The organism is Streptomyces lycii (assembly GCF_009735685.1).
In the GTDB taxonomy this organism is placed as follows: Bacteria; Actinomycetota; Actinomycetes; order Streptomycetales; family Streptomycetaceae; genus Streptomyces; species Streptomyces lycii.
In genome coordinates this window covers 849-22589 of sequence record NZ_WHPN01000314.1, presented here as the reverse complement: position 1 = coordinate 22589, position 21741 = coordinate 849, and the positions used below count along the sequence as shown (strand labels likewise).

Here is a 21741-nt window from a genome sequence, read left to right as displayed (position 1 = left end):
GCGACGGCCGGGGGCAACGGCCACGGACCGGGCGTGCGGTTTCGCACACCCGGTCCGTTCTCCCTCGCCCCGCTCCCCGTCCGCCGGTGCGCGGCCGCGTCCGCTCAGGCCGCGCGGCGCTGCTCCGGCTTCGCCTCACGGGCCCGCAGCCACTGCTCGAACGTCAGCAGCCCGGGGTGCACACCGCGCAGCGCGGCGATGTCCGCCCGGAAGCCCTCCTCGTCGCACCAGCGGAACATCTTGGCCTCGCCCCCCATCATCCGGAGCATCAGGGACGGCATCGGGAACTTGCGGGGCCGGCTGCCCTCGACGCTCTCGACGGTGCCGACGATCCGGTCCACGGTCAGTTCGTCCCCGGCGATCTCCAGTTCCCTGCCGAGGAACTCCCCGGGCCGTTCGAAGGCCCGTGCCGCGAACTCCCCGATGTCCCGGACGGCGATCATCTGCAACGGCCGGCCGGGACTCAGGGCGGACGCCCACACCCCGAGGGTCATCGCCCGCATCCGGGGCATGCCGAACATGTCCATGAAGGCGGCGGGGCGGAGCACCGTGGCGGGCAGCCCCAGCTCCCGGACGCGCTGCTCGATCCGCCACTTGGTGTCGAAGTGCGGGATGCCGCGCACCCGTTCGGCGCCGCCCACCGAGGAGTACACGAAGTGCTGGACGCCGGCTTCCGCGGCGGCCTCCGCCAGGACGGTGCCCTGTTCGACCTCGCCCGCCGCCTTCGCCGTACGGAAGTTCTGCACGCTGAAGACTCCGTACGCCCCTTCGACGGCACGGTTCATGGCGGCACGGTCGGCCATGTCGCCGCCGACGACCTCGGCACCGCGCGCCACGAGGGCACGCGCCGCCTCTCCGTCGGGACTGCGCGTCAGGGCCCGCACCCGCCAGGGGCCGGGGTGGCGCAGGAGCGCGTCGACGGTGGCGCCTCCCTGGTTGCCGGTGGCGCCGGTCACCAGGATCACGCGGGAATCTGTGCTCGCACGCTGCTGATCAGTCATGATCAAGCACCTCTATATAGACGTCTAAGTATTTTCAGGCTAGCACGCCGGGCCGGTCCGCGTCGGCAGGTCGGAAAGGTACGGCGGTGGGCTCAGGAGGAGCGGGTGACGGCGCCGTCGGCGTCCCCGGCGGCCTCGGCGGCATCCGCGGCCTCGGCGTCCCCCGTGGCCTGCTCGGCGACGGCCGCGCCGGACGGCGCCCCGGCATCCTCCGGCCCGGCGCCGGGACCGCCCGCGGGGCCGCCCCCGGGGCCGCCGGCCGGGACCGTCGCCGACCGCAGGTTCGCGTGCATCCGGTCCAGCATCCGGTGCAGCAGCGCCAGTTCCTCCGGGGTGCTCCCCAGGCCCATCACCGCGTCGAGTTCCTGCCAGAAGTTCTCGACCGCCTCCTGGGCGGCGCGTCCCCGCTCGGTGAGGTAGACCCGCGAGATCCGGCCGTCGCGGTCGTCCCGGCGGCGTTCCAGCAGGCCCGAACGCTCCATCCGGCCGAGCATCTTGGAGACCGTGGGCGGCTCCACGTGCAGCCGCTCGGTCAGCTGCGACTGCGTCAGCCCGTCCTCCGCCCACAGCTGGGACAGGAACACGTCCTGCCCCGCGTAGAGCCCGAGCGACGCCAGCTCGGCCGACATCAGACCGCGGTGCTCCTTCAGGACCAGCGCGAGCCGCCAGGCGCTGGTGGCCTGGATACCGGCGCTTCCCGGTGCTGTGGCCTCAGGCCCGGTCGGAGTAGTCATGGGAACACAAGTGTAGTCGCGGCTCCGCGCCCGCTCCCGGTCCCCAGGGCTCGGGGGTCCGGGGGCAGGCGCGGCTCGGCACCCGGGGGCCGGGGGGCCGGGAGCCCGGCGGCCCGGCGGCGGCTCCGGCCGCCCCGCGCCGCAGACAGCGGAAGGAGCCGCGCCGCCGCTCGGAGAGCGGGCTCGCCCTCGCACCCGCCGCGGTCCCGGGTGCCCTTGTCCGCCACGACCGCCGCTCCGTACGCCCCGGGCGGCCGCCCGCCCGTGCCGGACAGCGCGGTTCGCGGGTGGGACCATGTGCACCGCCGCCCGGGCAGGCCGGGCGCGCGGGCGGGGCGAGCGAGGGCACATGAACGGGGACGAGGCGGCCGCGGTCACGGCCGGCCGGGCGGAGACCGAGGGCGCAAAGGCCGCCGTGGCGCCGGGCCGTGCGACCCGGGACCTGCTCCGGCGGGCCGGGGAACTGCGGAGCGCCGCCGCGGCGCTGGTCGCCGACCGGGACTCCGCCGTGCGCGACGTACGGGAGGCCCTGCGACCCCTGGTGGACGAACTGGTCGGCCGGGGCCTGGACGGCATCCCCGTGGCGCGGCTCAAGGACGTCACCGAGGGCCGGCTGCGGCTGGGCGCGCTCGAACAGGCCGGGTACCGCTCGGTGCGCCACGTCCGGGACGCCACCGCCTACGATCTGCGCCGGGTCCCCGGGGTCGGCGCCCACACCGCGGCGCAGGCGCTGGCCGCGGCCGGGCAGATCGCCCGCGCGGTGGAGGAGTCCGTCGCCGTACGGATCGACATCGGCCGGCGCGACGACCCGGCGACCACCGCCCTCGTCGTCGCGCTCGCCCGTCTCGTCGCCGCCGGTCCCGACATCGGGCCGGCCGCGGCCCTCGCCCGGCGCCTCGACGGCGAGCTGTCCGGGCTCCTCCCCCGGGCCCGGCCGGCGGCCGGGCGGCTGCGGCTGCTGGTGACACGGCCGTCGCGGCGGGCGGGCGCACGGGAGGCGGCCGCCCGGATCGGCGCCGTGCTGGACGAGGCGGCGGCCGGTTCCGTACGGCTGCGGCTGGCGCAGGCGTCGGCAGACCTGCTGCGGGCCCCCGGTTCCCGCGACGAGGCGTGGCTCGACTTCGAGGTGCGCTCCGCCGACTACTACGGCCTGCTCGCCGAGATCGCGGGACAGGCGCCGGACCGCGAGGCCGCGGAGGGCTTCCTGCCGTCCGGCATCGCCGAGCGCGTACGGGACCAGCCGCTGGACGACACCCACCGGCGGGTGTCGCTGCGCGGCTACCAGTCCTTCGGCGCCCGGTTCGCCCTCGTCCAGCGGCGGGTGATCCTCGGGGACGAGATGGGCCTGGGGAAGACGGTGCAGGCGATCGCGGCGATGGCACACCTGGCGGCCGGGGACGGGACGCACTTCCTGGTGGTCTGCCCGGCGAGCGTGCTGGTCAACTGGGTCCGGGAGACCGAGTCCCGCAGCGCGCTGCGGGTGTTCCCCGTGCACGGAACGGACCGCGCGGACCACGCGGCGGAGTGGGCCGGGCGCGGCGGGGTGGCGGTCACGACCTTCGACGGACTCCGCACCCTGGACGCGCACGTGCCGGCCGCGCCGGCACCGGCCATGCTGGTGGTGGACGAGGCGCACTTCGTGAAGAACCCGGAGGCGCGCCGCACCAGAGCCGTCGCGGCGTGGACGGAACGGGCGGAGCGGGTGCTGTTCCTCACCGGCACCCCGATGGAGAACCGGGTCGAGGAGTTCCGCAGCCTGGTCCGGCTGCTGCGGCCGGACCTGCTGCCGCAGGTGGGGCCGGGGGACGCGGCGGCGGGCTCGCGGGCGTTCCGCCGGGCGGTGGCCCCGGCCTACCTGCGGCGCAACCAGGACGACGTGCTCACCGAACTCCCGGAGCTGGTACGGGTCGACGAGTGGGAGGACTTCAGCGCCTCGGACGCCGAGGCCTACCGGGAGGCGGTCGAGTCCGGCAACTTCATGGCGATGCGCCGGGCCGGCTTCGCCCGTCCGGAGGGCTCGGCGAAGCTGGAGCGGCTGCTCGAACTGGTCGAGGAGGCCCGGCAGAACGGGCTCAAGGCCGTGGTCTTCTCCTACTTCCGCGATGTCCTGGCGACGGTCCGCACGGCCTTGTCCGAGGCCGGTTCACCGGCCGTGCTGGGCCCGGTCTCCGGTGATGTGGCGGCCGCATCCCGGCAGCGTCTGGTCGACGACTTCACCGCGGCCGCGGGGCACGCCGTGCTGCTCGGCCAGATCCAGGCGGGCGGTGTCGGCCTCAACCTGCAGGCCGCGTCGGTCGTCATCCTGTGCGAGCCGCAGCTGAAGCCGACCACGGAGAACCAGGCCGTGGCGCGGGCGCACCGGATGGGCCAGGTCCGCGGCGTCCAGGTGCACCGGCTGCTGAACACCGGCGGCGTCGACGAGCGGCTGCTGACGCTGCTGGACCGCAAGAACCGGCTGTTCGACGCGTACGCCCGCCGCAGCGATCTCGCCGAGTCGGCGCCGGAGGCGGTGGACGTGTCGGAGCAGTCGCTGGCCCGCCGGATCGTGGAGGAGGAGCAGGCGCGGCTGGCGGCGGGCTGAGGCGCGGCGGGGCGCGGGGCAGCCGGGCGACGGGCCCGCCCGTGCGGAACGGGCCCGTGCACCGCTCACGTCCCCCGCGGGGGCGGGCCCGCCCGCGCGGGTCGGGCCCGCCCCCGCGCGGCCGCCCCGCTCTCCGGGACCGGCCACCGGTCAGCGACCCGAGGACTCGGCCGACCCGACGGCTCGGCCGCGCCGGCGAATCAGCCGCGCCGGTGACGCCGCGGGTCAGTTCATCCGGTCGGCGGCCGGGAGGGCGAAGGAGTAGAACGTCCGGCTCGCCGTGCCGATGCCGGCCCGGGCGTAGCCGTTGCCCCAGTACACCGAGCCGTTCACGACCGCCGGGCCGGCGTTCGAGGAGCCCTCGCCCAGCGTCTCCCAGAGCACGTCCCCGGTCGCTGCGTCGATCGCGTACATGTAGCCGTCGAGGGAACCGGCGTAGAGGACACCGTTGGCCACGGTGACCGCGCCCTGGGCCAGGCCCCCGTGCGGTTCTGGGATCTGCCAGACCACGTCGCCGGTGGCCACGTCCAGCGCGGCGATCGAGCTGTAGTCGATCACCTGCCCGTCGGGCAGCTCGTGTTCGGCGCGGCCGAAGTTGGTCTCGACGAGATAGGCGCGCTCACCGTCGGTGGCCGTGCCCCACTGGATCCCGCCGACCTCGGAGCCGGGGCCCGCCGCGGCACTCCACTCGATCTCACCGGTGGTGGCGTCGATCATCCAGTAGATGCCGCTCTTCTGTCCGGCGCCGACCAGCTTGCGGGGCTCGCCGTCGGGGCCGGGGACGGTGATCAGGTGGGCGCCGTCCGCGAAGTCGTGGTCGGGGCCGGCGATGGGCGGACAGTTGTTCGGCGGCGGGCCGACGATGCAGCCGCCGTTCCAGGTGTCGAAACTGTCCTGTCCGGTCGCCCACTTGACCTTTCCGGTGGCCGCGTCGAGCGCGACGATCGAGTTCAGGTGGTTGTCGGGCGAGCTGCACGTGCTCGGTGTGCCGCCCTCCGCCTGGCACTCCTGGACCTCCTCGGGGAGCGTGTAGTTGTTGCCGGTGGTGATGTAGACGGTGCCGGTCCCGGGGTCGATCGCCGGTGTGCCGCTCCAGACCGCGTTGCCGCTGTAGATGTCCGGCGCCTCGCCCTCCGACTCGGGCGTCATATAGGTCTTCCAGAGGATCTCCCCCGTCTCCGCGTCGACCGCGGCGAGGCTGCCCCGGAAGGTGCAGCACCGGTACTCCGGGTCGATGGCGTCGATCTCCTCCTCGGAGGAGACGCCCTGGTAGATCACGCCGTCGTACACCATCGGCGACTGGGTCAGGATGGCGGACGGGTGCTCGTCCATCGCGATGTCCCACCGCAGATCGCCGGTCTCGGTGTCGATCGCCAGCAGGCGGGCGCCGCTCTGGGTGCCGATGTAGACGGTGTCGCCGACGACGGCCGGGCTGCTGCGGGACACCGCGTCCTCGATGCCGGTGTACTCGGGGACGGAGCGCTGCCAGATCTGTTCACCGGTCCCGGCGTCGGTCTTGGTGAACGAGCCGCCCCAGTCGGGGAAGTAGACCGCGCCGTCGACCACCGCGGGAGTGGCCGAGACATCGCCCTGGGTGCCCACGCTCCACTTGGAGCCCAGGCCGCCCACGGTCGCCGGGGACAGGATCTTCTCGTGCGGGTTCGAGCGGGTGTGGGCGTGGTCGTACCCGCCCATGGCCCAGTCCCTGCCGTCATCCGCCGCGGCCGGACCGGTCTGCATCGTGAACGCCAACAGGGCGGTCAACAGGATCTGCAAGCATCGGAGTAATCGCATGGATGTGTTTGTCTCCTCAATTGTGGAAACGCCCGGAACATGCCTGTGCTTGATCCAATTTCACCGATAGAGTAGAGGCGCCGCTGAAAGGATTGAAGGCGCGATGCGGCCGAATACCCGCGCGGCACGACGGACGGTCCGCCCCGGTCATCTCCTTTGCGTTCACCGGCAGTTCACCGGACCGTCCCGCCGCGCGGCGCAGGGCATTCCTCCCGCCGGAGCGGCTCGCGCGCGAGCGGCGCGGAGGGGCGGCATCGGGACAACGAGGGGGCGGGGCCATGCCCTGGACGCACAAGAGCCCGCGCGGCGCGGCACCGGCGGCCGGGCCGGCGGTCGGCCTGGTGATCGGGCTGGTGATCGGTCTGGCGCCGGCCGTCGGCGGCTGCTCGCCGGGGAGCGGGACGGGCGGGCCCCCGGTGCGGGACGGCGAACCGGAGCCGGGCGCGTCGCGGTCCGGCCCGCCGCAGGCCCTGGTGACCTGGGCCGGTGACATGTGCCGGGTCGCAACGGCCCTGGAATCGTGGCAGGCGGAAAGCGCCGAGGAGATCGCGGAGATCAAGAACCCGCCGGAGGATTCCGTGCTGGACCCGGATTTCCAGGTGCAGAACTATCTCTCGGACGCGCCCGGAAAAGTCGAACAGCTCATCCGCCGGCTCGACGAGATGAAACCGTCCGGCCTGGCCGCCGCGGACCGGCTGCACAAGGCGTGGGAGAGAGAACTCGGCAGGGTCGATCCGGAGATCTCAGCGCTCGGCGATTTCAGCGTCATCCATTCCCTCGGCGAGAAGGAACAGCTCCGCCGCGCGGAGCGGATCGCCGGGCTCGTCGCCTCCGTGAGGGCTCCGGAGCCGGACCTGAAGGCGCTGGCCGGAAAGGATCCCGGGCTCGGGGAGGCCCACCGCCGCGCGCCCGGCTGCGCGGCGGGGAACGGCTCGGAGTCACCGGCGCCGGAGCTGACCGCCGCCCTGCCCGCGGCGGCGGACGGCGAGGACTACGGAGCCTGCCGGGACGGGAACTGCGAGGTGCTCGTCGGCGGGCAGGAGATCATCACGGTCGGTGATCTGGAACTGCACATCGCCGTGGAGGACGGCGAGGTGACGCTCCAGCACTCCTCCCCCTCGGGCGGCAAGGGCCAGATCGTGCTGATCGGCCCCAGGGGCACGGGGACCTTCGGCCGGCCGGACGGCCAGGAGGTGACGATCGGGACGACGTCCAACCACAAGGGTGCCGTGCTCGACATCAGCACGAAGTGAACCGGCACGGCGCCCCCGTGCCCCGTGCCCCCCGCACTCCCGCACCCCCGTGCTCCCCAGCTCCCGTACCCCCGTGCTCTCGTGCCCCCCGGCTCCCGTGCTCCCGTCACTGGTCCCGGCGGTGTACGACCGTGACGGCCACCAGCACGGCCGCGCACGCCCACGCCGCGTAGACGATCCAGCCGCCGGTCCTCGTCCACGGGTACGCGACTTCCTGCGGCACCCCCACCTCGGCGAGACGGTGCCACGCGCTGGTCGGCAGCGCGTGGTTGACGACCGCCGTCGCGTACTGGTCCTCGCCGAAGACCAGCGGCGGGACGACGAGCAGCCCGAAGGTGGTGGTCAGCGCGCCCGCGGTGTGCCGGATGACGGCGCCCACGGCCATGCCGGTGAGCGCCGACACCGGGGCGACCAGCGCGGACGCCACCACCAGGCGCAGGGCGCCGGGATGCCCGATGGAGACGCCCGCACCGCGCCCGGACAGGATCGCCTGGGTGAGCGCGAACGAGGTTCCCGCGACGACCGCGCCGAGTCCGGTGGTGGCCGCCGCGACGACGGCCGCCTTCGCCGCCATCACGGAGCGGCGGGCCGGGACGGCCGCGAAGGTGGTGCGGATCAGGCCGGTGCCGTACTCGCCGGTCACCGCGAGGACGCCGACGGCACCGGCGATCAGCATCAGGGTGATGCTCGCGTTGCCGGTGAAGGCGTCCCACAGCGAGATGCCGTCGCGGATGAAATCGGCCCGCGAGCGGGCGTCCATCTCGTGCCAGTAGGAGTAACGGTCCCAGGCGGCTCCCGCGTTGACCGCGATGACGACCAGCGCGCCGACCGCGTACGTCCACGCGGCCGAGCGCGGCGCCCAGGTCTTCCGCCACTCGGCGGCGAGGAGGTCGCGGAACCGGGGCCGCGGGTCGGCGGCCGTCCGCGGGCGGGCGTCACCGGCCGGGCCGGCGGTTCGCAGGTGGGTCATCGGTGTTCTCCCGAGGCATGGTCGACGCTGTCGGCGGTGAGGTCCATGAAGGCCTCCTCCAGGGACGCGGTACGGGTGGCCACTTCGTGCAGCGGGACGTTGTTGCGGAAGGCGAGGTCGCCGATCCGTGCGGCGCTCAGGCCCGTCACCGTCAGCGCGTCGCCACCGGGCACGCCGTCCGCCGGCCCGGAAGCCGTCCCGGAAGCCGGCGTGGAGGAGGCCGTCCCGGAAGCCGCCCCGGAAGCCGTCGTCACCGTGGCGCCTTCGGCGGTCAGCAGCGCGGTCAGCGCGGCGGCTTCGGGGGTGCGTACGGTCACGGTCGCCCGTGCCCCGCGCTCCGCGAACCTCTCCAGGAAGTCCGGCAGGCTCTGTTCGGCGATCAGCTCGCCGCGGCCGATGACGACGAGCCGGTCCGCGGTCTGCTCCATCTCCGACATCAGATGGCTGGAGACGAACACGGTGCGGCCCTCGGCGGCCAGGCGGCGGAACAGTCCGCGCACCCAGCGCACCCCCTCCGGGTCGAGCCCGTTCAGCGGTTCGTCGAACAGCAGCACCGGCGGGTCGCCGAGCAGCGCCCCGGCGATCCCGAGCCGCTGTTTCATCCCGAGCGAGAAGCCGCCGATCCGGCGCCGGGCGACGGCGGACAGCCCCACCTCCGCCAGCACCTCGTCCACCCGGCCGCGCGGGATGCGGTTGGAGCGCGCCAGCACCGCCAGATGCGCGGCGGCGGTGCTGCCGCCGTGCACGCCGCCGGCGTCGAGCAGCGCCCCGACGTGCCGCAGCCCGCGGGGCCGGGACCGGAACGGGCGGCCGCCGACGGTGACGCTGCCGGCGGTCGGCTCGTGCAGGCCGAGGATCAGGCGCAGGGTGGTGCTCTTCCCTGCGCCGTTCGGGCCGAGGAACCCGGTGACCTGGCCGGGCCGCACGCTGAAGGTGAGGCCGCTGACGGCGGTCGTCCTGCCGTAGCGCTTCGTGAGTTCTTCTGCTTCGATCACCCGCCCCACACTGCCGCCCGCCCCCGCCCCGCGTCGTCGGACCGGCGCGGACACATCCCGGTGCCCGCTGTCGTCCCCGGTCGTACACCCGTGGTCCGATGCCGCGGCCGCCGTCCGCGGCTACCATCCCCGCATGTCCGCCCCTCCTCGTCTGCCCCTGCTGAAACGTGTGCCGCCCGGCTTCTGGACGGCGTTGACCTGGTGTGCGGCGCTCGCCCATCCCGTCGTCGAGTACGTCCTGCTGCCGCGGCAGGGCGAGATCTCGTACGCGTATCCGGCGGACGGCCTGGACTCCCCGCGGGCCCGGCTGCTGCTGGCGCTCGCCGTGGTGCTGGCGCTGGCCGGCAGTGCCCTGCTGCGCCGCCGGCCGGTGGCGGGCTTCGTCCTGCTGACGGCCGGCACGGTCCTGACCACGGCCGCCTGGCAGCAGCGCGAGATCCCCCCGGTGCAGTTCCTGGCGGCCGACGTCGCCCTGGGCTTCGTCGCCGCCGCCTGCCCCCGCCGGAAATCCCTGGCCGCGGCGGGCCTGGCCGCGGCCGTCCTGGCCGGCTACTACGCCCACCAGCTGCTGCGGCCCGACGACGGCATCCCGCCGGAGCCGTATCTGGCCCTGACGGTGGTCATCGCCTGGCTCGTCGGCAACTCGGCGCGCCAGTCGCGGGTGTACGCCGAGACGCTGAGCGCCCAGGCGGCCGCTCAGGCCGTCACCGCCGAACGGCTGCGGATCGCCCGGGAGCTGCACGACATGGTGGCGCACAGCATCGGGATCATCGCGCTCCAGGCGGGCGCGGCGGCCCGCGTCATCGACACCCAGCCGTCCGGGGCGCGCGAGGCGCTCGGGGCGATCGAGACGGCGGGGCGGGAGACGCTGTCCGGGCTGCGCCGGATGCTCGGCGCCCTCCGCGAGGCCGAACCGGGCCGGCCACCCCGCGCGGCCCCGCCGGAACCGGGGCTCGGGCTCGCGGACGTCGAACGGCTGGCCGCGACGACGACGGCGGCCGGGGTGCGGGTCGACGTGGTCCGGCGGGGCGAAGCGCGCCCGCTGCCACCGGAGATCGACGTGTCGGCGTACCGCGTCGTCCAGGAGGCCGTCACGAACGTGGTGCGCCACTCGGGTGCGGACTCCTGCCGGGTGGCGATCGACCGGCGGGCCGGGGAACTGCGGCTCGAGGTGGCCGACGACGGGCCGCCGCCCGGCCGGGGCACCGGCTCGGGACCGCACACGGACGGGCGTCCCCGCGGGCGCGACACCGGCTGGGGGATCATCGGGATGCGGGAACGGGTCGGGCTGCTGCACGGGGAGTTCGCGGCCGGACCGCGCGCGGAGGGCGGCTTCCTGGTGAGCGCGCTGCTGCCCGTCCCGGCGGAGCCCGGAACCGAGGCCCCCGCTCCGGACGCGGTTCCAGAAGCGGCCCCCGTTCCGGACGCGGCCACCGCTCCGGACGCGGCCCCTGCTCCAGACCCGGCCGCCTCTCCGGACCCGGCCCCGACCCCCCTTCCGGACGCGGCTCCAGAAGCAACCCCGGTTCCGGAAGCGGCCCTTTTTCCGGACGCGGCTCCCGTCCGGGGAGCCGGCACGACTCCGGCGGCCGCCCGGTGACCGTGCGCGTGCTCCTCGCCGACGACCAACCGCTGGTCCGGGCCGCCCTCCGCATGGTCGTCTCGAACGCCCCGGACCTGGCGGTCGCCGGTGAGGCCGGTACGGGCTCCGAAGCGGTACGGATGACGCGTGAACTGCGGCCCGACGTCGTCGTGATGGACATCCGGATGCCCGGTACGGACGGCATCGAGGCCACCCGGCTGATCACCGAGGACCCGGGGTCGGCGGCCCGTGTCGTCGTCCTCACCACGTTCGACGACGACGATTACGTCTACGGTGCGCTCCGCGCGGGCGCGTCCGGGTTCCTGGTCAAGGACATGGCGCTGGACGACATCCTGGCGGCCGTCCGCGTCGTGGCCGCCGGGGACGGCCTGATCGCGCCGAGCGTGACCCGCCGTCTGATCCGGGACTTCGCCGCCCGCCCGGCCGGCCGCGCCGCCCCCGCCCGGTCCCTCGCCCCGATCACGGACCGGGAACGCGAGGTACTGACCCTGGTCGGCGGCGGCCTGTCCAACACCGAGATCGCCGACGGCCTGTGCATCAGCGTGGCGACGGCCAAGACCTATGTGACCCGCCTGCTGTCGAAGCTGAACGCGCGCGACCGGGTGCAACTCGTCATCATCGCCTACGAGACGGGGCTGGTGACGGTGCCGGACTGACGTCCGTTCGCGGCCCGGCCCCCGGCCCGGGCTCCGGACCGGGCTCCGGACCGGGCTCCGGCCGGCGGTACGGTTTCCCCCGCGAGGAGCCCGCCGGGTCCCGGGCGCCGTGACTCCTCACAGCGGAGGCTCGCGTACCGGAGGGGCGCGTGCCCGAAGGCGTTCCCGGCCCCGAAGGCGTTCCCGTACCCGATAAACGCCGTACCCGGAAAGGAGTCGGTCCCGATCGACACCCTGACGCTGGTGTCCGCGGTGGTCGCCCTGGCCGGTGCCGCCGTCACGGCGGTGCTCGGCTACTGGGCCCAACGGCGGCTGCGTACCGCGGAGCACCGCAATCTGATGGACGCCTACGGCGCCTCGCTCGCGTGGGCCGCCTACGACCTGCAGAGCAGGCTCTACAACATCCTGAACAGGCACACCGTCACCCGCGGTTTCCTGACGGCGTTCATCCTCCGCGGCAGCCCGGCGGAGGCCGAGTACGCGCGCCGCAGCACCGTCTTCGTGCTCGCGGAGTATCTGGGCTGGGTGGAGATCCTGCGCCGGGACGTGCAGTTCCTGGACCTCGGCGGGTCCCGGACCAACCAGCGGGTCATGCTCACGATCACCGAGATCGCGCGGGCCCTCAACTGGACCTACGCCGAGAGCAGCGAACTGCGGCTGTTCCGCGCCCAGCAACGCGCGATCGGCGAACTGATGGTGCACCCGGAGGGCGAGCCCGGCCGGCGCCGGTGTCTCGGATACGCCGAGTTCTCGGCGAGGCTCGACACGGACGAGGAGTTCCGCGGCTGGTTCCGGCCCCTGCTCGCGGACGTCGACGCGCTGGCCGCCGACACGGAGCCCGCGGTGCCGCGCCTGGTGAAGGTGCAGTGGCTGCTGATCGAGCTGCTCGACCTGCTGGACCCCCGGTCGGAACGCTTCCCGGACTACCGCCGCCCCTTCCGGGAGGACCCGTCCGGTTCCGCCTGAGCCGCCCGTGGCGAGCCCGAGCGGATCCTGCCGGTCACCCACGACGGGCACACCACCGGGCCGGGACGGGGCCGACGCCGCCGGCGCGCACCCGGGTCCGCGCCCGGACCCGGCCCACGGCGACCCGGGACAGGTGCCCCGGGTCAGGCGCCCCGGCGCCAGAACGCCGGCCGCCACCAGTACAGCAGCGCCAGGTCCTCCGGCCACGGCACCTCGGTGTCCGCCGCCTCGAAGGAGTCCTTCGCCAGATCCACCGGACGCCAGCCGGGGTCGCGCCGCTCGTGGGCGGCGGGCGGCCGCACCCGGCCGCGGAAGCGCTCCGCGGCGGCGCCGGTCCGCCGGTAGTTGAGCTGCGCGTCCATCAGGCACAGCTCGTTGGCGCCGGACTCCATCAGCGGCCAGCGCAGCTGCACGGGGTCGTCCTCCCAGCAGCACACCGGGCAGATCTCGTAGCCGCCGGTCTCGCCGAGCGTCAGATGGCCGCAGCACGGGCAGGGCGCGGCACCGCCGGCCGACACGGCGACGGTGCCGCTCGTGCCGGTCCGGTACGCCTCTCCGCCCAGGGCCGTGTCCCAGGCGTCCGAGTCCCCGGCTTCCGCCTCCAGTGAGCTGCCGACGGCGGCGTCGATGGACGAGTAGGGATCGCGGGACGCACCAGGCAGGATCATGCCGGGGATCCTACAAAGTCCTTGCGCCGCACGGCAGTTCAGGTGGGGGTGCCCGGCTGGCCCGCCGCGTAGTACGCGACGAGTTCCGCCGGCAGCGGCTCGATCTCGGCCGGTGTGCCGCCGTTCCGCAGGGAGCGGGTCGCGGCGTGACCGGCGGCGACGGCTTCCCGGGCGGCGACCGGGGAGGTCTCCGTCGGGCCGCCGCGGGCCGCGAAGCGCAGGAACTCGGCGACGAGCGCCTCGTCCGCGCCGCCGTGGACCGAGCCGGTGGCCGGCACCGTGACGACCCGGTCGGCGTCCTCGCGGTAGCCGGAGCGTCGGGTGTTCCAGACCTTGACGACCGCGCCGTCGAGGTCGCCGAAGTTCTCCAGCCGGCCGTGGTCCCCGATGACGGTGTAGTTGCGCCAGTAGTCGGGGGTGAAGTGGCACTGCTGGTAGCCGACGAGGACGCCGTTGTCGAGGCGGCCGGTCAGCATGCTGATGTCCTCGACGTCCACGACCGGGTTGAGCCCGGTGAGGGCCGTCGGCGGCCAGTTGGTGTCCGGGTCGTACCAGTCGGCCATGCGCTCGCCGGAGCGGTCCCGCCGGCCGGCGGCGGCGCCGTAGACCGCGAGGTCGCCCAGTGCCGTGACCCGGCGGGTCCAGCCCCCGGCGAGCCAGTGCACGACGTCGAGGTCGTGGGCGCCCTTCTGGAGCAGCAGACCGGTGGTGTTGCGGCGGTCCGCGTGCCAGTCCCGGAAGTAGAAGTCGCCGCCGTGGCCGACGAAGTGGCGGCACCACACGGCCCGTACGCGTCCGATCGCGCCGTCCAGGACCAGCTGCCGCATCCGGCGGACGACCGGTGCGTGCCGCAGGTTGTGGCCGACGTAGAGGCGGCTGCCGGTGTCCCGGGCGGTGCGCAGGATCAGGTCGCAGTCCTCGGTCGTGATCGCGAGCGGCTTTTCGGCGAAGACGGTGACGCCGGCGCGCAGGGCGTCGAGGACGGGCGCAGTGTGGAGGTGGTCCGGGGTGAGGACCATGACCGCGTCGGGCCGGGCTTCGTCCAGGAGCTGCCGGTGGTCGTCGTACACCGGCACACCGGGGCCGAACAGCGACCGCGCCGCCTCCCGGCCGCGGGGGTGCGGGTCGGCGCAGGCCGTCACCCGCGATCCGGCCCCGGGGCGGTGGGCGTGGGCGGCCAGCGCCGCGCGCTGCCCCACGCCGACGACGCCGATCCGCAGCTCCGGGCCCGCGGGCCGGCCGGTACCGGCTGCCGGACCGGTCTCCGCCGTGCTCCCGGCCGCCTTCCCGCACGTGCGCGTCGTCGTGCTCTCCGGCCGGCTCCCCGTCGTGCTCAAGGCTGTGCTCGACGCTGTGCTCTCTGCTGTGCTCTCCGTCGTGCTCTCCGTCGTCATCGTCGCGGTCCTCCCGGTGTACGTGTCCGCGCTGCTCCCGGCACAGCGTCCCGGAGACGGAGCCCTTTAGGAAGAAGTCCTTCATAAATATCGCGCAGCCAGGGTTCACGTGCGCCGCAGGTTATGCAACAGTCCTCAACCAACAGCCGATCGGAGCGGCCCAGGAGGTGCGCGGTGCGGGGACACGATCTGGCCGCCCTGCGGCGGATGAACACCAATGCCGTGCTGCGCTCGCTGCGCACCCAGGCGCAGACGCTCGGCCAGCTGTCCACCTCGACCGGGCTGTCCCGGCCCACAGTGGAGCTGCTGGTCGAGGAGCTGGTGGCGCAGGGGCTCGCGGAGGAGGCGGAGAGCGTCACGGGGCGCTCCGGCCGGCCGGCGCGGAGCTTCCGGTTCCGCGGGGAGGCGGGTCACGTCGTCGGGGTCGACATCGGTCTGCACAAGATCGTGCTGCTGCTGTCCGATCTGTCCGGCGCGGTCTCCGCCGCCGAGCGCGAGGACATCGACCCGAGGATGAGCGGGCCCGACCGGCTCGCGTTCCTCCGGGCCCGGATCGACCGGTTCCTGGTCGATCACAAGGTGCGGCAGGACGATCTGTGGGCGCTGGCCGTCGGGGTGCCCGGAGTCGTCGACGACTCCGGGCGGATCCTGTCCGTGGTGGTCCCGGAGTGGACCGACCTGGACCTGGCCCGCAAGCTCGGCAGCGCCTTCTCCTGCCGGATCCTGGCCGAGAACGACGTCAACCTCGCCACCCTCGCCGAGCACTGGCGCGGCGCCGCGCAACTCGCGGACGACGTCGCCTGTGTGCTGGCGGGCCGGCGCTCCTCCTGCGGCGTGCTGATCGACGGGCGGCTGCACCGCGGCCGCCGCGGCGGTGCCGGTGAGCTGGGGCTGCTCCCGCAGCTCGGGCTGGCCCGGGCGCAGGACGTGCTGATCTGGGAGGGCGAGCGGCGGGAGGGCGAGTCGGAGGTGGAGGCGCTCGCCCGTGCGGCGGGCGAGGGTGATCCGGCGGCGCTGGAGGTACTCGACCGGTACGCCGCCCGGCTGGCCCCGGGGGTCGCGGCGCTCGTGCTCGCGCTCGACCCGGAGCTGGTCGTCCTGTCCGGCGGGCTGACCCCGGCCGGCGGGTCGCTGACACCGCTGCTGGTCCGCCATCTGCGGGACATCACGCTGCACGTGCCGCGGATCGCGGTCAGCACGCTCGGCGAACAGGGCGTCGCGCTCGGCGCCGTACGCAAGGCCCTGGACTGCGTCGACGAAGCGCTGACGCAGGCTCCGGGCGCGCTTCCCCCGCTCCCACCGCCCGTGCGCTGACCCACCCGCACCCCCGGAACATCCGAAGCATCCGAACCGTCCGCACGCCCCGCACCACCCGCGACCCGTACCACCCGCGACCCGTACCACCCGTACACCGAACCGTCCTCGCGCCGAGCCCGGCCCGCGCACCGAGCCGGCCCACACGAGCCACCCCACACGAGCGACCGGACACCGAGCCACCGCGCATCCTTCGTGCACCCCCTCGACGGCACGCCGGATCACCCGCACGCCGTACCACCCGCACGCCGGGCCGGCAGCTCGGCCCGGACGACGACGACACCGCACCCCCCAGCGTCCCCTTCGGAGTTGCGTATGCGCAGGAGAAGCCTGCTCGCCGGAGCAGTGGCGGCCACGCCCGTCCTGGCCACCGGCTGTTCCGGCGGCGGAGACTCGCCGGACGGTTCCGGCGGCCGGACCGTCCTCAGATACGGCATGTGGGACCCGTTGCAGGTGCCCGGCATGCGGAAGATCGCCAAGGCCTTCGAGGCGGAGCACCCGGAGATCTCGGTGAAGATCGAGGTCACCCCGTTCGACGCGTACTGGACCACGCTGAAGACCGCGATGCGCGGCGGATCGGCGCCCGACGTGTTCTGGATGAACGCCGTCAACATCCAGCTGTACGCGTCGAACGGCGTGCTGCGCCCGCTGGACGAATTCATCGAGCGGGACGGGTTCGACATGGGCGTCCATCCCGGGGAACTCGTCGGGATGTACTCCTACGGCGGCGAGCGCTACGCGATGCCGAAGGACTTCGACACCATCGGCCTCTGGTACAACAAGGAACTCTTCGACCGGGCCGGGGTGCCCTATCCGGACGACACCTGGACCTGGGACACGCTGCGGGACGCCGCCGCCGAGCTGACCGACCCGAGCCGGGGCGTGCACGGCATCACCGGCGAGATGTGGCGCCAGTACACGTACTACAACACCATCCCGCAGGCCGGCGGCTATGTGATCCGGGACGGCAGGTCCGGCTTCGACGACCCGCGCACCATCGAGGGCCTGCGCCTGTGGACCGACATGATCGACCGCGGCTGGTCCCCGTCGCAGAGCGCCATGACGGACACCAGGGGCCGTCAGCTGTATCTGTCGGAGCGGACGGCGATGAACTACGACCTCTCCGCCATGGCCTCCCAGATGTACGCCTCCCCCGCGATCAGGGACCACGGCGGAGTCGCCGTGCTCCCCAGGGGCCGCGAGCGGGCCACCACCATCCACGGCCTGGCCAACGCGATATCCGGCAAGAGCCCGCGCGCCGGGGCCGCCTGGGAGTTCGTGAAGTTCATGGGGTCGAGACGGGCCGCGGAGATCCAGGCGCGCGAGGGCGTCACCATTTCCTCGTACGCCGGGACGCAGGACATCTGGGTGAAGTCGATGCCGGAGTTCGAGCTGCGGCACTTCATCGACATGCTCGACTACGCCGTCCCCTACCCGGCCTCGAAGTACACGGCGGCCTGGGAGAACCTCCAGACCCAGCTGCTCGGCAGGCCGTGGACCGGCAAGGGCGGCATCGAGGAGGCCGCCCGCACCCTGGCCCGGCAGATGAACCTCGCCCTGGAACAGGAGAAGTGACGATGGCGGTCTTCCCCTCCACGGCCGCGGCGCAGGCCGCAGGCAGAACCGGGCGGCGTACGCGGAAGGCGACGGGCCGCGGGCCGGGGCGCACCCAGCGCTCCGCGTACCTCTTCATCGCGCCCATCGCGCTCGGCTTCCTCGTCTTCTACCTCTGGCCGCTGCTCCAGACGTTCTACTTCAGCTTCACCTCCTTCGGGGTGTTCGGCGGCAACACCTGGGTGGGCGGCGAGAACTACCAGCGGGTGGTGCAGGACGTCACCGTCGGGCGGGCACTGCTCAACACCCTCGTCTACATGGCGATGGGCCTGGTCACCCTGCCCGTCGCGATCGTCCTGGCGGACCTGATGAACCGCCCCGGGCTGCGCGGCGTGTCCGTCTACCGGGCGCTGTACTTCCTGCCGTTCATCACCCTGCCGACCGCCGTCGGCCTGGTCTGGAACTGGCTCTACAACGGCGACTTCGGCATGGTCAACGAGGCCCTGTCGGTGATCGGCGTCGACGGCCGCTACTGGGTCTCCGACCCGTCGACCGCGGTCTACGCGATCGGCACCGTGATGGTCTGGTCCCAGGTCGGCTACTACCTGATCATCTTCATCGCCGGCATCAAGGCCATCCCCCGCGACTACTACGAGGCCGCCCAGCTCGACGGCGCCGGCCCGGTGCGCCGCTTCTTCCGCATCACGCTGCCGCTGCTCAGCCCGAGCATCTTCTTCGCCTCGGTGATCTGCGTGATCAACTCGCTCCAGCAGTTCGACCTGATCTACGTGATGATGAGCCCCGTCAACCCGGCGCTGGGCTCGACCCAGTCCATCGTGACGCTCTTCTACAAGTGGGCGTTCGAGGAGAACTCGCAGGGCGGCGCGGCGGCGCTCGCGTTCCTGCTGATGCTGCTGATCGCAGGCCTGACGTACCTCCAGTTCCGCTTCCAGAAGAGGTGGGTGCACTATGCCTGAGCCGACCCCCCGCGCCGGGAGGCCCGCGCGTGCCGGGCGCGTCGACCCCGGGACGCTGGCGACGCACGCGGTGCTGTCGCTGGGCGCGCTGGTCATGCTGTTCCCGTTCGTGTGGCAGCTGCTGACCGCGTTCAAGACCATGCCGGAGTCGGTGCGGGTGCCGCCGACGTTCCTGCCGCAGAACTGGGACACGGCCGCGTTCAGCGAGGTCTTCACGGCGCTGCCGTTCGCCGAGATGCTCGGCAACAGCGCCCTCAACACCCTCGGCCGCACCCTCGGGCAGCTGGTGTTCTGCTCACTGGCGGCGTACGCGTTCGCGCGCATGCAGTTCCGGGGCAAGAACGTCCTCTTCGCGGTGTTCCTGTCGGTGCTCATGGTGCCCGCGCAGCTGCTGATCCTGCCGCAGCACGAGATCATCCAGCGGCTGGGCCTCCTCAACAGCGTGCCCGCGCTGTTCCTGCCCGGGATGTTCAGCGCGTTCGGCACCTTCCTGCTGCGGCAGTTCTTCATGGCGCTGCCGAAGGAGCTGGAGGAGGCGGCGCGTATCGACGGCGCCGGGCCGCTGCGGATCTTCTGGAGCATCATGCTGCCGCTGGTCCGGCCCGCCCTGGCCGCGCTGGCGGTCATCACGGCGATGTGGTCGTGGAACGACCTGCTGTGGCCGCTGGTCGTCAACACCGATCCGACGACCATGCCGATCAGCGCCGGGCTGGCGTCGCTGGAGGGGCAGTTCGTGACGAACTACCCGGTGCTGATGGCCGGTTCGCTCGTCGCCAGCCTGCCGATGCTGATCCTCTACGTGCTGCTGCAACGCCACTTCGTGCAGGGCATCGCGCTCAGCGGCTCGAAGGGCTAGCGGTCCCGGGGGCCGAGCGGCGCCGCCGGCACCGCGCGGCTGCCGGAACGGCGCGGCTCACCGGACGGGGGGCCGCCGTCCCGCCCGTACTGCGCGCTCCCCGCGCCACCGGATCCTCCCGCCGCCCATGTCGACCCCCGTCACCCATCCCCCATCGCACATCACACACCCCACCCCTCTTCACCCATCCCCATCCCCATCCCCATCACCATCACCATCACCGAACCGAAAGGCGGTCACGTGCCGGACATGGACATCGGGCTGATCGGCGCGGGCGGCATCGCCCGCGCCCATCTGCCCGCCTGGGTCGAGCTGGGAGCGCGGGTCACCGTGTTCTCCACCGACGACAACGCCGGGAAACTCGCGGAGCGGTACGGCGCGCACGGTGTCGTGGCGGCGCGCTCCCTCGACGAGCTCCTGGCGCGCAGTACGGCCGTCGACATCTGCACTCCCACCCACACGCACCGGGAGATCGCGCTCACCGCGATCCGGGCGGGCAAGCACGTGGTGTGCGAGAAGCCGCTCGCCCTGAGCGTCGAGCACGCGCGGGAGATGGCCGAGGCGGCCGAGGCGGCGGGCGTCGTGCTCTTCCCGGCGCATGTCGTGCGCTGGTTCCCGGAGTACGCCGCCCTCGCCGAGGCCGTCCGCGACGGTGCCGTCGGCGAGCCCGCCGTGCTGCGCTTCACCCGTACCGGCGCCTACCCGGTGTGGGCGCCCTGGTTCGCCGACGCGGCGCTCTCCGGCGGCATCCTGCTCGACCAGATGGTCCACGACTTCGACTTCGCACAGCTGCTCGCCGGGCCGGTGGTGCGGGTGCACGCCCAAGCGCGCGGCCATCTCGAAGCGCCCGCCGTGGAGGGGTGCGTGGCGGCGTCCACGGCCGTGCTGACGCACGCGTCGGGCGCCGTCAGCCATGTGCACGGGGTGTGGGGCCTGCCGGACTCGGCGTTCCGTACGACGTTCCGGGTCGCGGGCCGCGACGGGGTGCTGCACCACGACTCCGCGCAAACCAAGGCGTTCCGCGTCGTCGCCCAGGGCGAGCGGGCCCGCGGCGAGGGCATCCCGGCCACCGACCTGGCCGAGAGCCCGTTCGTCGCCGAACTGCGGGACTTCGCGGCCGCCGTCACGGGGGGCGGCACACCGCGGGTGACAGCCCGCGACGGCCTGGAGGCGGTACGGATCGCGGTCGCCGCGGCCGAGTCGGCCCGCACGGGGCGGGCCGTGGAGCTGGAGACCACACACCACGAGACCGAGGAGGTGGCGGCCCGGTGAAGGTCGGACTGCTGTCGTTCGCCCATGTCCACGCCGCCGGTTACGCGACGGTGCTGCGCGGCATGGACGGCGTCGAGGTACGGGCGAGCGACCCGTCGGCGGAGTCGGCGGGCCCCGGGGAGGTCCGCGGCCGGGCACTGGCCGAGCGGCTCGGCGTGCCGTACGCGGAGACGTACGAGGAACTGTTCGACTGGGGCCCGGACGCGGTCGTGGTCGCCTCCGAGAACGCGCGCCACCGGCCGCTGGTGGAGCTGGCGGCGAAGCACGGCGTGGACGTCCTCTGCGAGAAGCCGCTCGCCACCACGGTCGCGGACGGCGAGGCGATGGTCGCGGCCTGCCGGGAGGCGGGCGTACGGCTCGGTGTGGCGTATCCGGTGCGGTTCAGCCCGGCGTACGCGGCGCTGCGCCGGGCGGTGCGCGGCGGCGGCACCGGGCGGGTGCTCACGGTCGCGGGCGCCAACAACGGCCGTATCCCGTCCGGCGACCGGGCGTGGTTCACCGACCCGGAGCTGGCGGGCGGCGGGGCGCTGATGGACCACACGGTGCACATCGCCGATCTGCTGGACGACCTGTTCGACGGCGCGCACGCCACCGAGGTGTACGCGCAGACGAACAACGTGATGTACGCGGGCGAGGTCGACGCGGACACGGCGGGCCTGGTGACCGTCCGGTACGACAACGGCGCGGTCGCGACGATCGACTGCAGCTGGAGCCAGCCGGCCCACCATCCGGTCTGGGGCGGCCTGGAGCTGCAACTGGTCGGCGAGCGGGCGACGGTGGAGATGGACGCGTTCGGCCAGAACGTCACGGGCTTCGACGAACGGAGCCGGTCCCCCGTGCAGTTGCCCTGGGGCACGGACCTGGACTCGGCGCTGCTGCGCGCGTTCCTGTTCCCGGAGACGGCCGCCGGGCCGGGAGAGGGGTCCGGCGCCGGGCCCGTCCCGGGGGGCGGCGCCGACGGGGCGGACGAGGCGATCCGGGTGGCCGACGGCGAGGCGGGCCTGCGGTCGCTGCGCATCGCCCTGGCGGGCTACGCGTCGGCCCGCACCGGGCGCCCGGTGCCGCTGCGCTGAGGGGCAGCGGCCCGGCCGGCCAACCGGGGCTGTGAACCGGAGGGACGGGGGACGGAGGGACGGAGGACGGAGGGGCGGGG

19 protein-coding genes are annotated in these 21741 nt (G+C 73.7%); 12 read left to right on the top strand and 7 right to left on the bottom strand.

The genetic code is table 11. The features are described from left to right. Positions 1-104 precede the first annotated feature (104 nt). Both GCU69_RS19190 and GCU69_RS33055 read right to left on the bottom strand, forming a co-directional pair. Positions 105-1001 (bottom strand): NmrA/HSCARG family protein, encoded by an 897-nt coding sequence (locus tag GCU69_RS19190; RefSeq protein WP_098753864.1) that lies wholly within the window; start codon positions 999-1001, stop codon positions 105-107. 92 nt (positions 1002-1093) lie between these two features. Further along, complete coding sequence (locus tag GCU69_RS33055; protein WP_218037955.1) at positions 1094-1735, bottom strand: MarR family winged helix-turn-helix transcriptional regulator; 642 nt, start codon at positions 1733-1735, stop codon at positions 1094-1096. Positions 1736-2084: 349 nt separating this feature from the next. On the opposite strand from GCU69_RS33055, the gene GCU69_RS19180 reads away from it, so the two are divergent. Beyond that, complete coding sequence (locus tag GCU69_RS19180) at positions 2085-4316, top strand: DEAD/DEAH box helicase (RefSeq protein ID WP_098753866.1); 2232 nt, start codon at positions 2085-2087, stop codon at positions 4314-4316. A 225-nt stretch (positions 4317-4541) separates the two neighbouring features. On the opposite strand, the gene GCU69_RS19175 is transcribed toward GCU69_RS19180, so the two are convergent. Continuing rightward, a complete protein-coding gene (locus tag GCU69_RS19175) occupies positions 4542-6110 on the bottom strand; it encodes an outer membrane protein assembly factor BamB family protein (protein WP_098753867.1) in 1569 nt (522 codons plus the stop codon). A 278-nt stretch (positions 6111-6388) separates the two neighbouring features. Here GCU69_RS19175 and GCU69_RS19170 point away from each other — a divergent pair, with 278 nt between their 5' ends. Then, positions 6389-7363 (top strand): hypothetical protein, encoded by a 975-nt coding sequence (locus GCU69_RS19170; protein ID WP_156206711.1) that lies wholly within the window; start codon positions 6389-6391, stop codon positions 7361-7363. A gap of 106 nt (positions 7364-7469) precedes the next feature. On the opposite strand, the gene GCU69_RS19165 is transcribed toward GCU69_RS19170, so the two are convergent. Together GCU69_RS19165 and GCU69_RS19160 are read right to left on the bottom strand one after the other, a co-directional pair. After that, on the bottom strand, positions 7470-8333 hold the full coding sequence (locus tag GCU69_RS19165; RefSeq protein ID WP_098753869.1) for an ABC transporter permease: 864 nt from the start codon (positions 8331-8333) through the stop codon (positions 7470-7472). Then, entirely contained in the window at positions 8330-9328 is a 999-nt protein-coding gene (locus GCU69_RS19160; protein ID WP_176604608.1) for an ABC transporter ATP-binding protein, read from the bottom strand. The genes GCU69_RS19165 and GCU69_RS19160 overlap by 4 nt, the downstream gene beginning before the upstream one ends. Positions 9329-9461: 133 nt before the next feature. On the opposite strand from GCU69_RS19160, the gene GCU69_RS19155 reads away from it, so the two are divergent. From GCU69_RS19155 to GCU69_RS19145, 3 genes are all read left to right on the top strand, one after another. Beyond that, the gene (locus GCU69_RS19155) at positions 9462-10928 is read left to right on the top strand and encodes a sensor histidine kinase (RefSeq protein WP_176604607.1); all 1467 of its coding nucleotides are present in this window, start codon (positions 9462-9464) and stop codon (positions 10926-10928) included. Next, positions 10925-11587 (top strand): response regulator, encoded by a 663-nt coding sequence (locus GCU69_RS19150; RefSeq protein ID WP_156206710.1) that lies wholly within the window; start codon positions 10925-10927, stop codon positions 11585-11587. The genes GCU69_RS19155 and GCU69_RS19150 overlap by 4 nt, the downstream gene beginning before the upstream one ends. A gap of 243 nt (positions 11588-11830) precedes the next feature. Beyond that, positions 11831-12553 (top strand): hypothetical protein, encoded by a 723-nt coding sequence (locus tag GCU69_RS19145; protein ID WP_235978571.1) that lies wholly within the window; start codon positions 11831-11833, stop codon positions 12551-12553. A gap of 143 nt (positions 12554-12696) precedes the next feature. Here the strand turns inward: GCU69_RS19145 and GCU69_RS19140 are convergent, their stop codons facing one another. Further along, positions 12697-13221, bottom strand: coding sequence for a CPCC family cysteine-rich protein (locus GCU69_RS19140; protein ID WP_098750145.1), 525 nt, complete (start codon positions 13219-13221; stop codon positions 12697-12699). 38 nt (positions 13222-13259) lie between these two features. Further along, positions 13260-14441, bottom strand: a complete 1182-nt coding sequence (locus GCU69_RS19135) for a Gfo/Idh/MocA family protein (RefSeq protein WP_268969326.1) — start codon at positions 14439-14441, stop codon at positions 13260-13262. A gap of 49 nt (positions 14442-14490) precedes the next feature. On the opposite strand from GCU69_RS19135, the gene GCU69_RS33880 reads away from it, so the two are divergent. The 7 genes from GCU69_RS33880 (at position 14491) to GCU69_RS19105 (ending at position 21661) form a co-directional block, all read left to right on the top strand. Then, positions 14491-14685, top strand: a complete 195-nt coding sequence (locus GCU69_RS33880) for a hypothetical protein (RefSeq protein ID WP_235978569.1) — start codon at positions 14491-14493, stop codon at positions 14683-14685. Between the two features lie 104 nt (positions 14686-14789). Beyond that, entirely contained in the window at positions 14790-15929 is a 1140-nt protein-coding gene (locus GCU69_RS19130) for an ROK family protein (protein WP_235978568.1), read from the top strand. Between the two features lie 315 nt (positions 15930-16244). Further along, entirely contained in the window at positions 16245-17504 is a 1260-nt protein-coding gene (locus tag GCU69_RS19125; RefSeq protein ID WP_098755432.1) for an ABC transporter substrate-binding protein, read from the top strand. 2 nt (positions 17505-17506) lie between these two features. After that, positions 17507-18460, top strand: coding sequence for a carbohydrate ABC transporter permease (locus GCU69_RS19120; protein WP_098755431.1), 954 nt, complete (start codon positions 17507-17509; stop codon positions 18458-18460). Further along, positions 18453-19316 (top strand): carbohydrate ABC transporter permease, encoded by an 864-nt coding sequence (locus tag GCU69_RS19115; protein ID WP_098755430.1) that lies wholly within the window; start codon positions 18453-18455, stop codon positions 19314-19316. Before GCU69_RS19120 ends, GCU69_RS19115 begins: the two co-directional genes overlap by 8 nt. 249 nt (positions 19317-19565) lie before the next feature. Next, complete coding sequence (locus GCU69_RS19110; protein WP_170315884.1) at positions 19566-20588, top strand: Gfo/Idh/MocA family protein; 1023 nt, start codon at positions 19566-19568, stop codon at positions 20586-20588. Next, positions 20585-21661 carry a Gfo/Idh/MocA family protein gene (locus GCU69_RS19105; RefSeq protein ID WP_156206707.1) on the top strand — a complete coding sequence of 359 codons (1077 nt, stop codon included), beginning with the start codon at positions 20585-20587 and terminating at the stop codon, positions 21659-21661. The genes GCU69_RS19110 and GCU69_RS19105 overlap by 4 nt, the downstream gene beginning before the upstream one ends. Positions 21662-21741 lie beyond the last annotated feature (80 nt).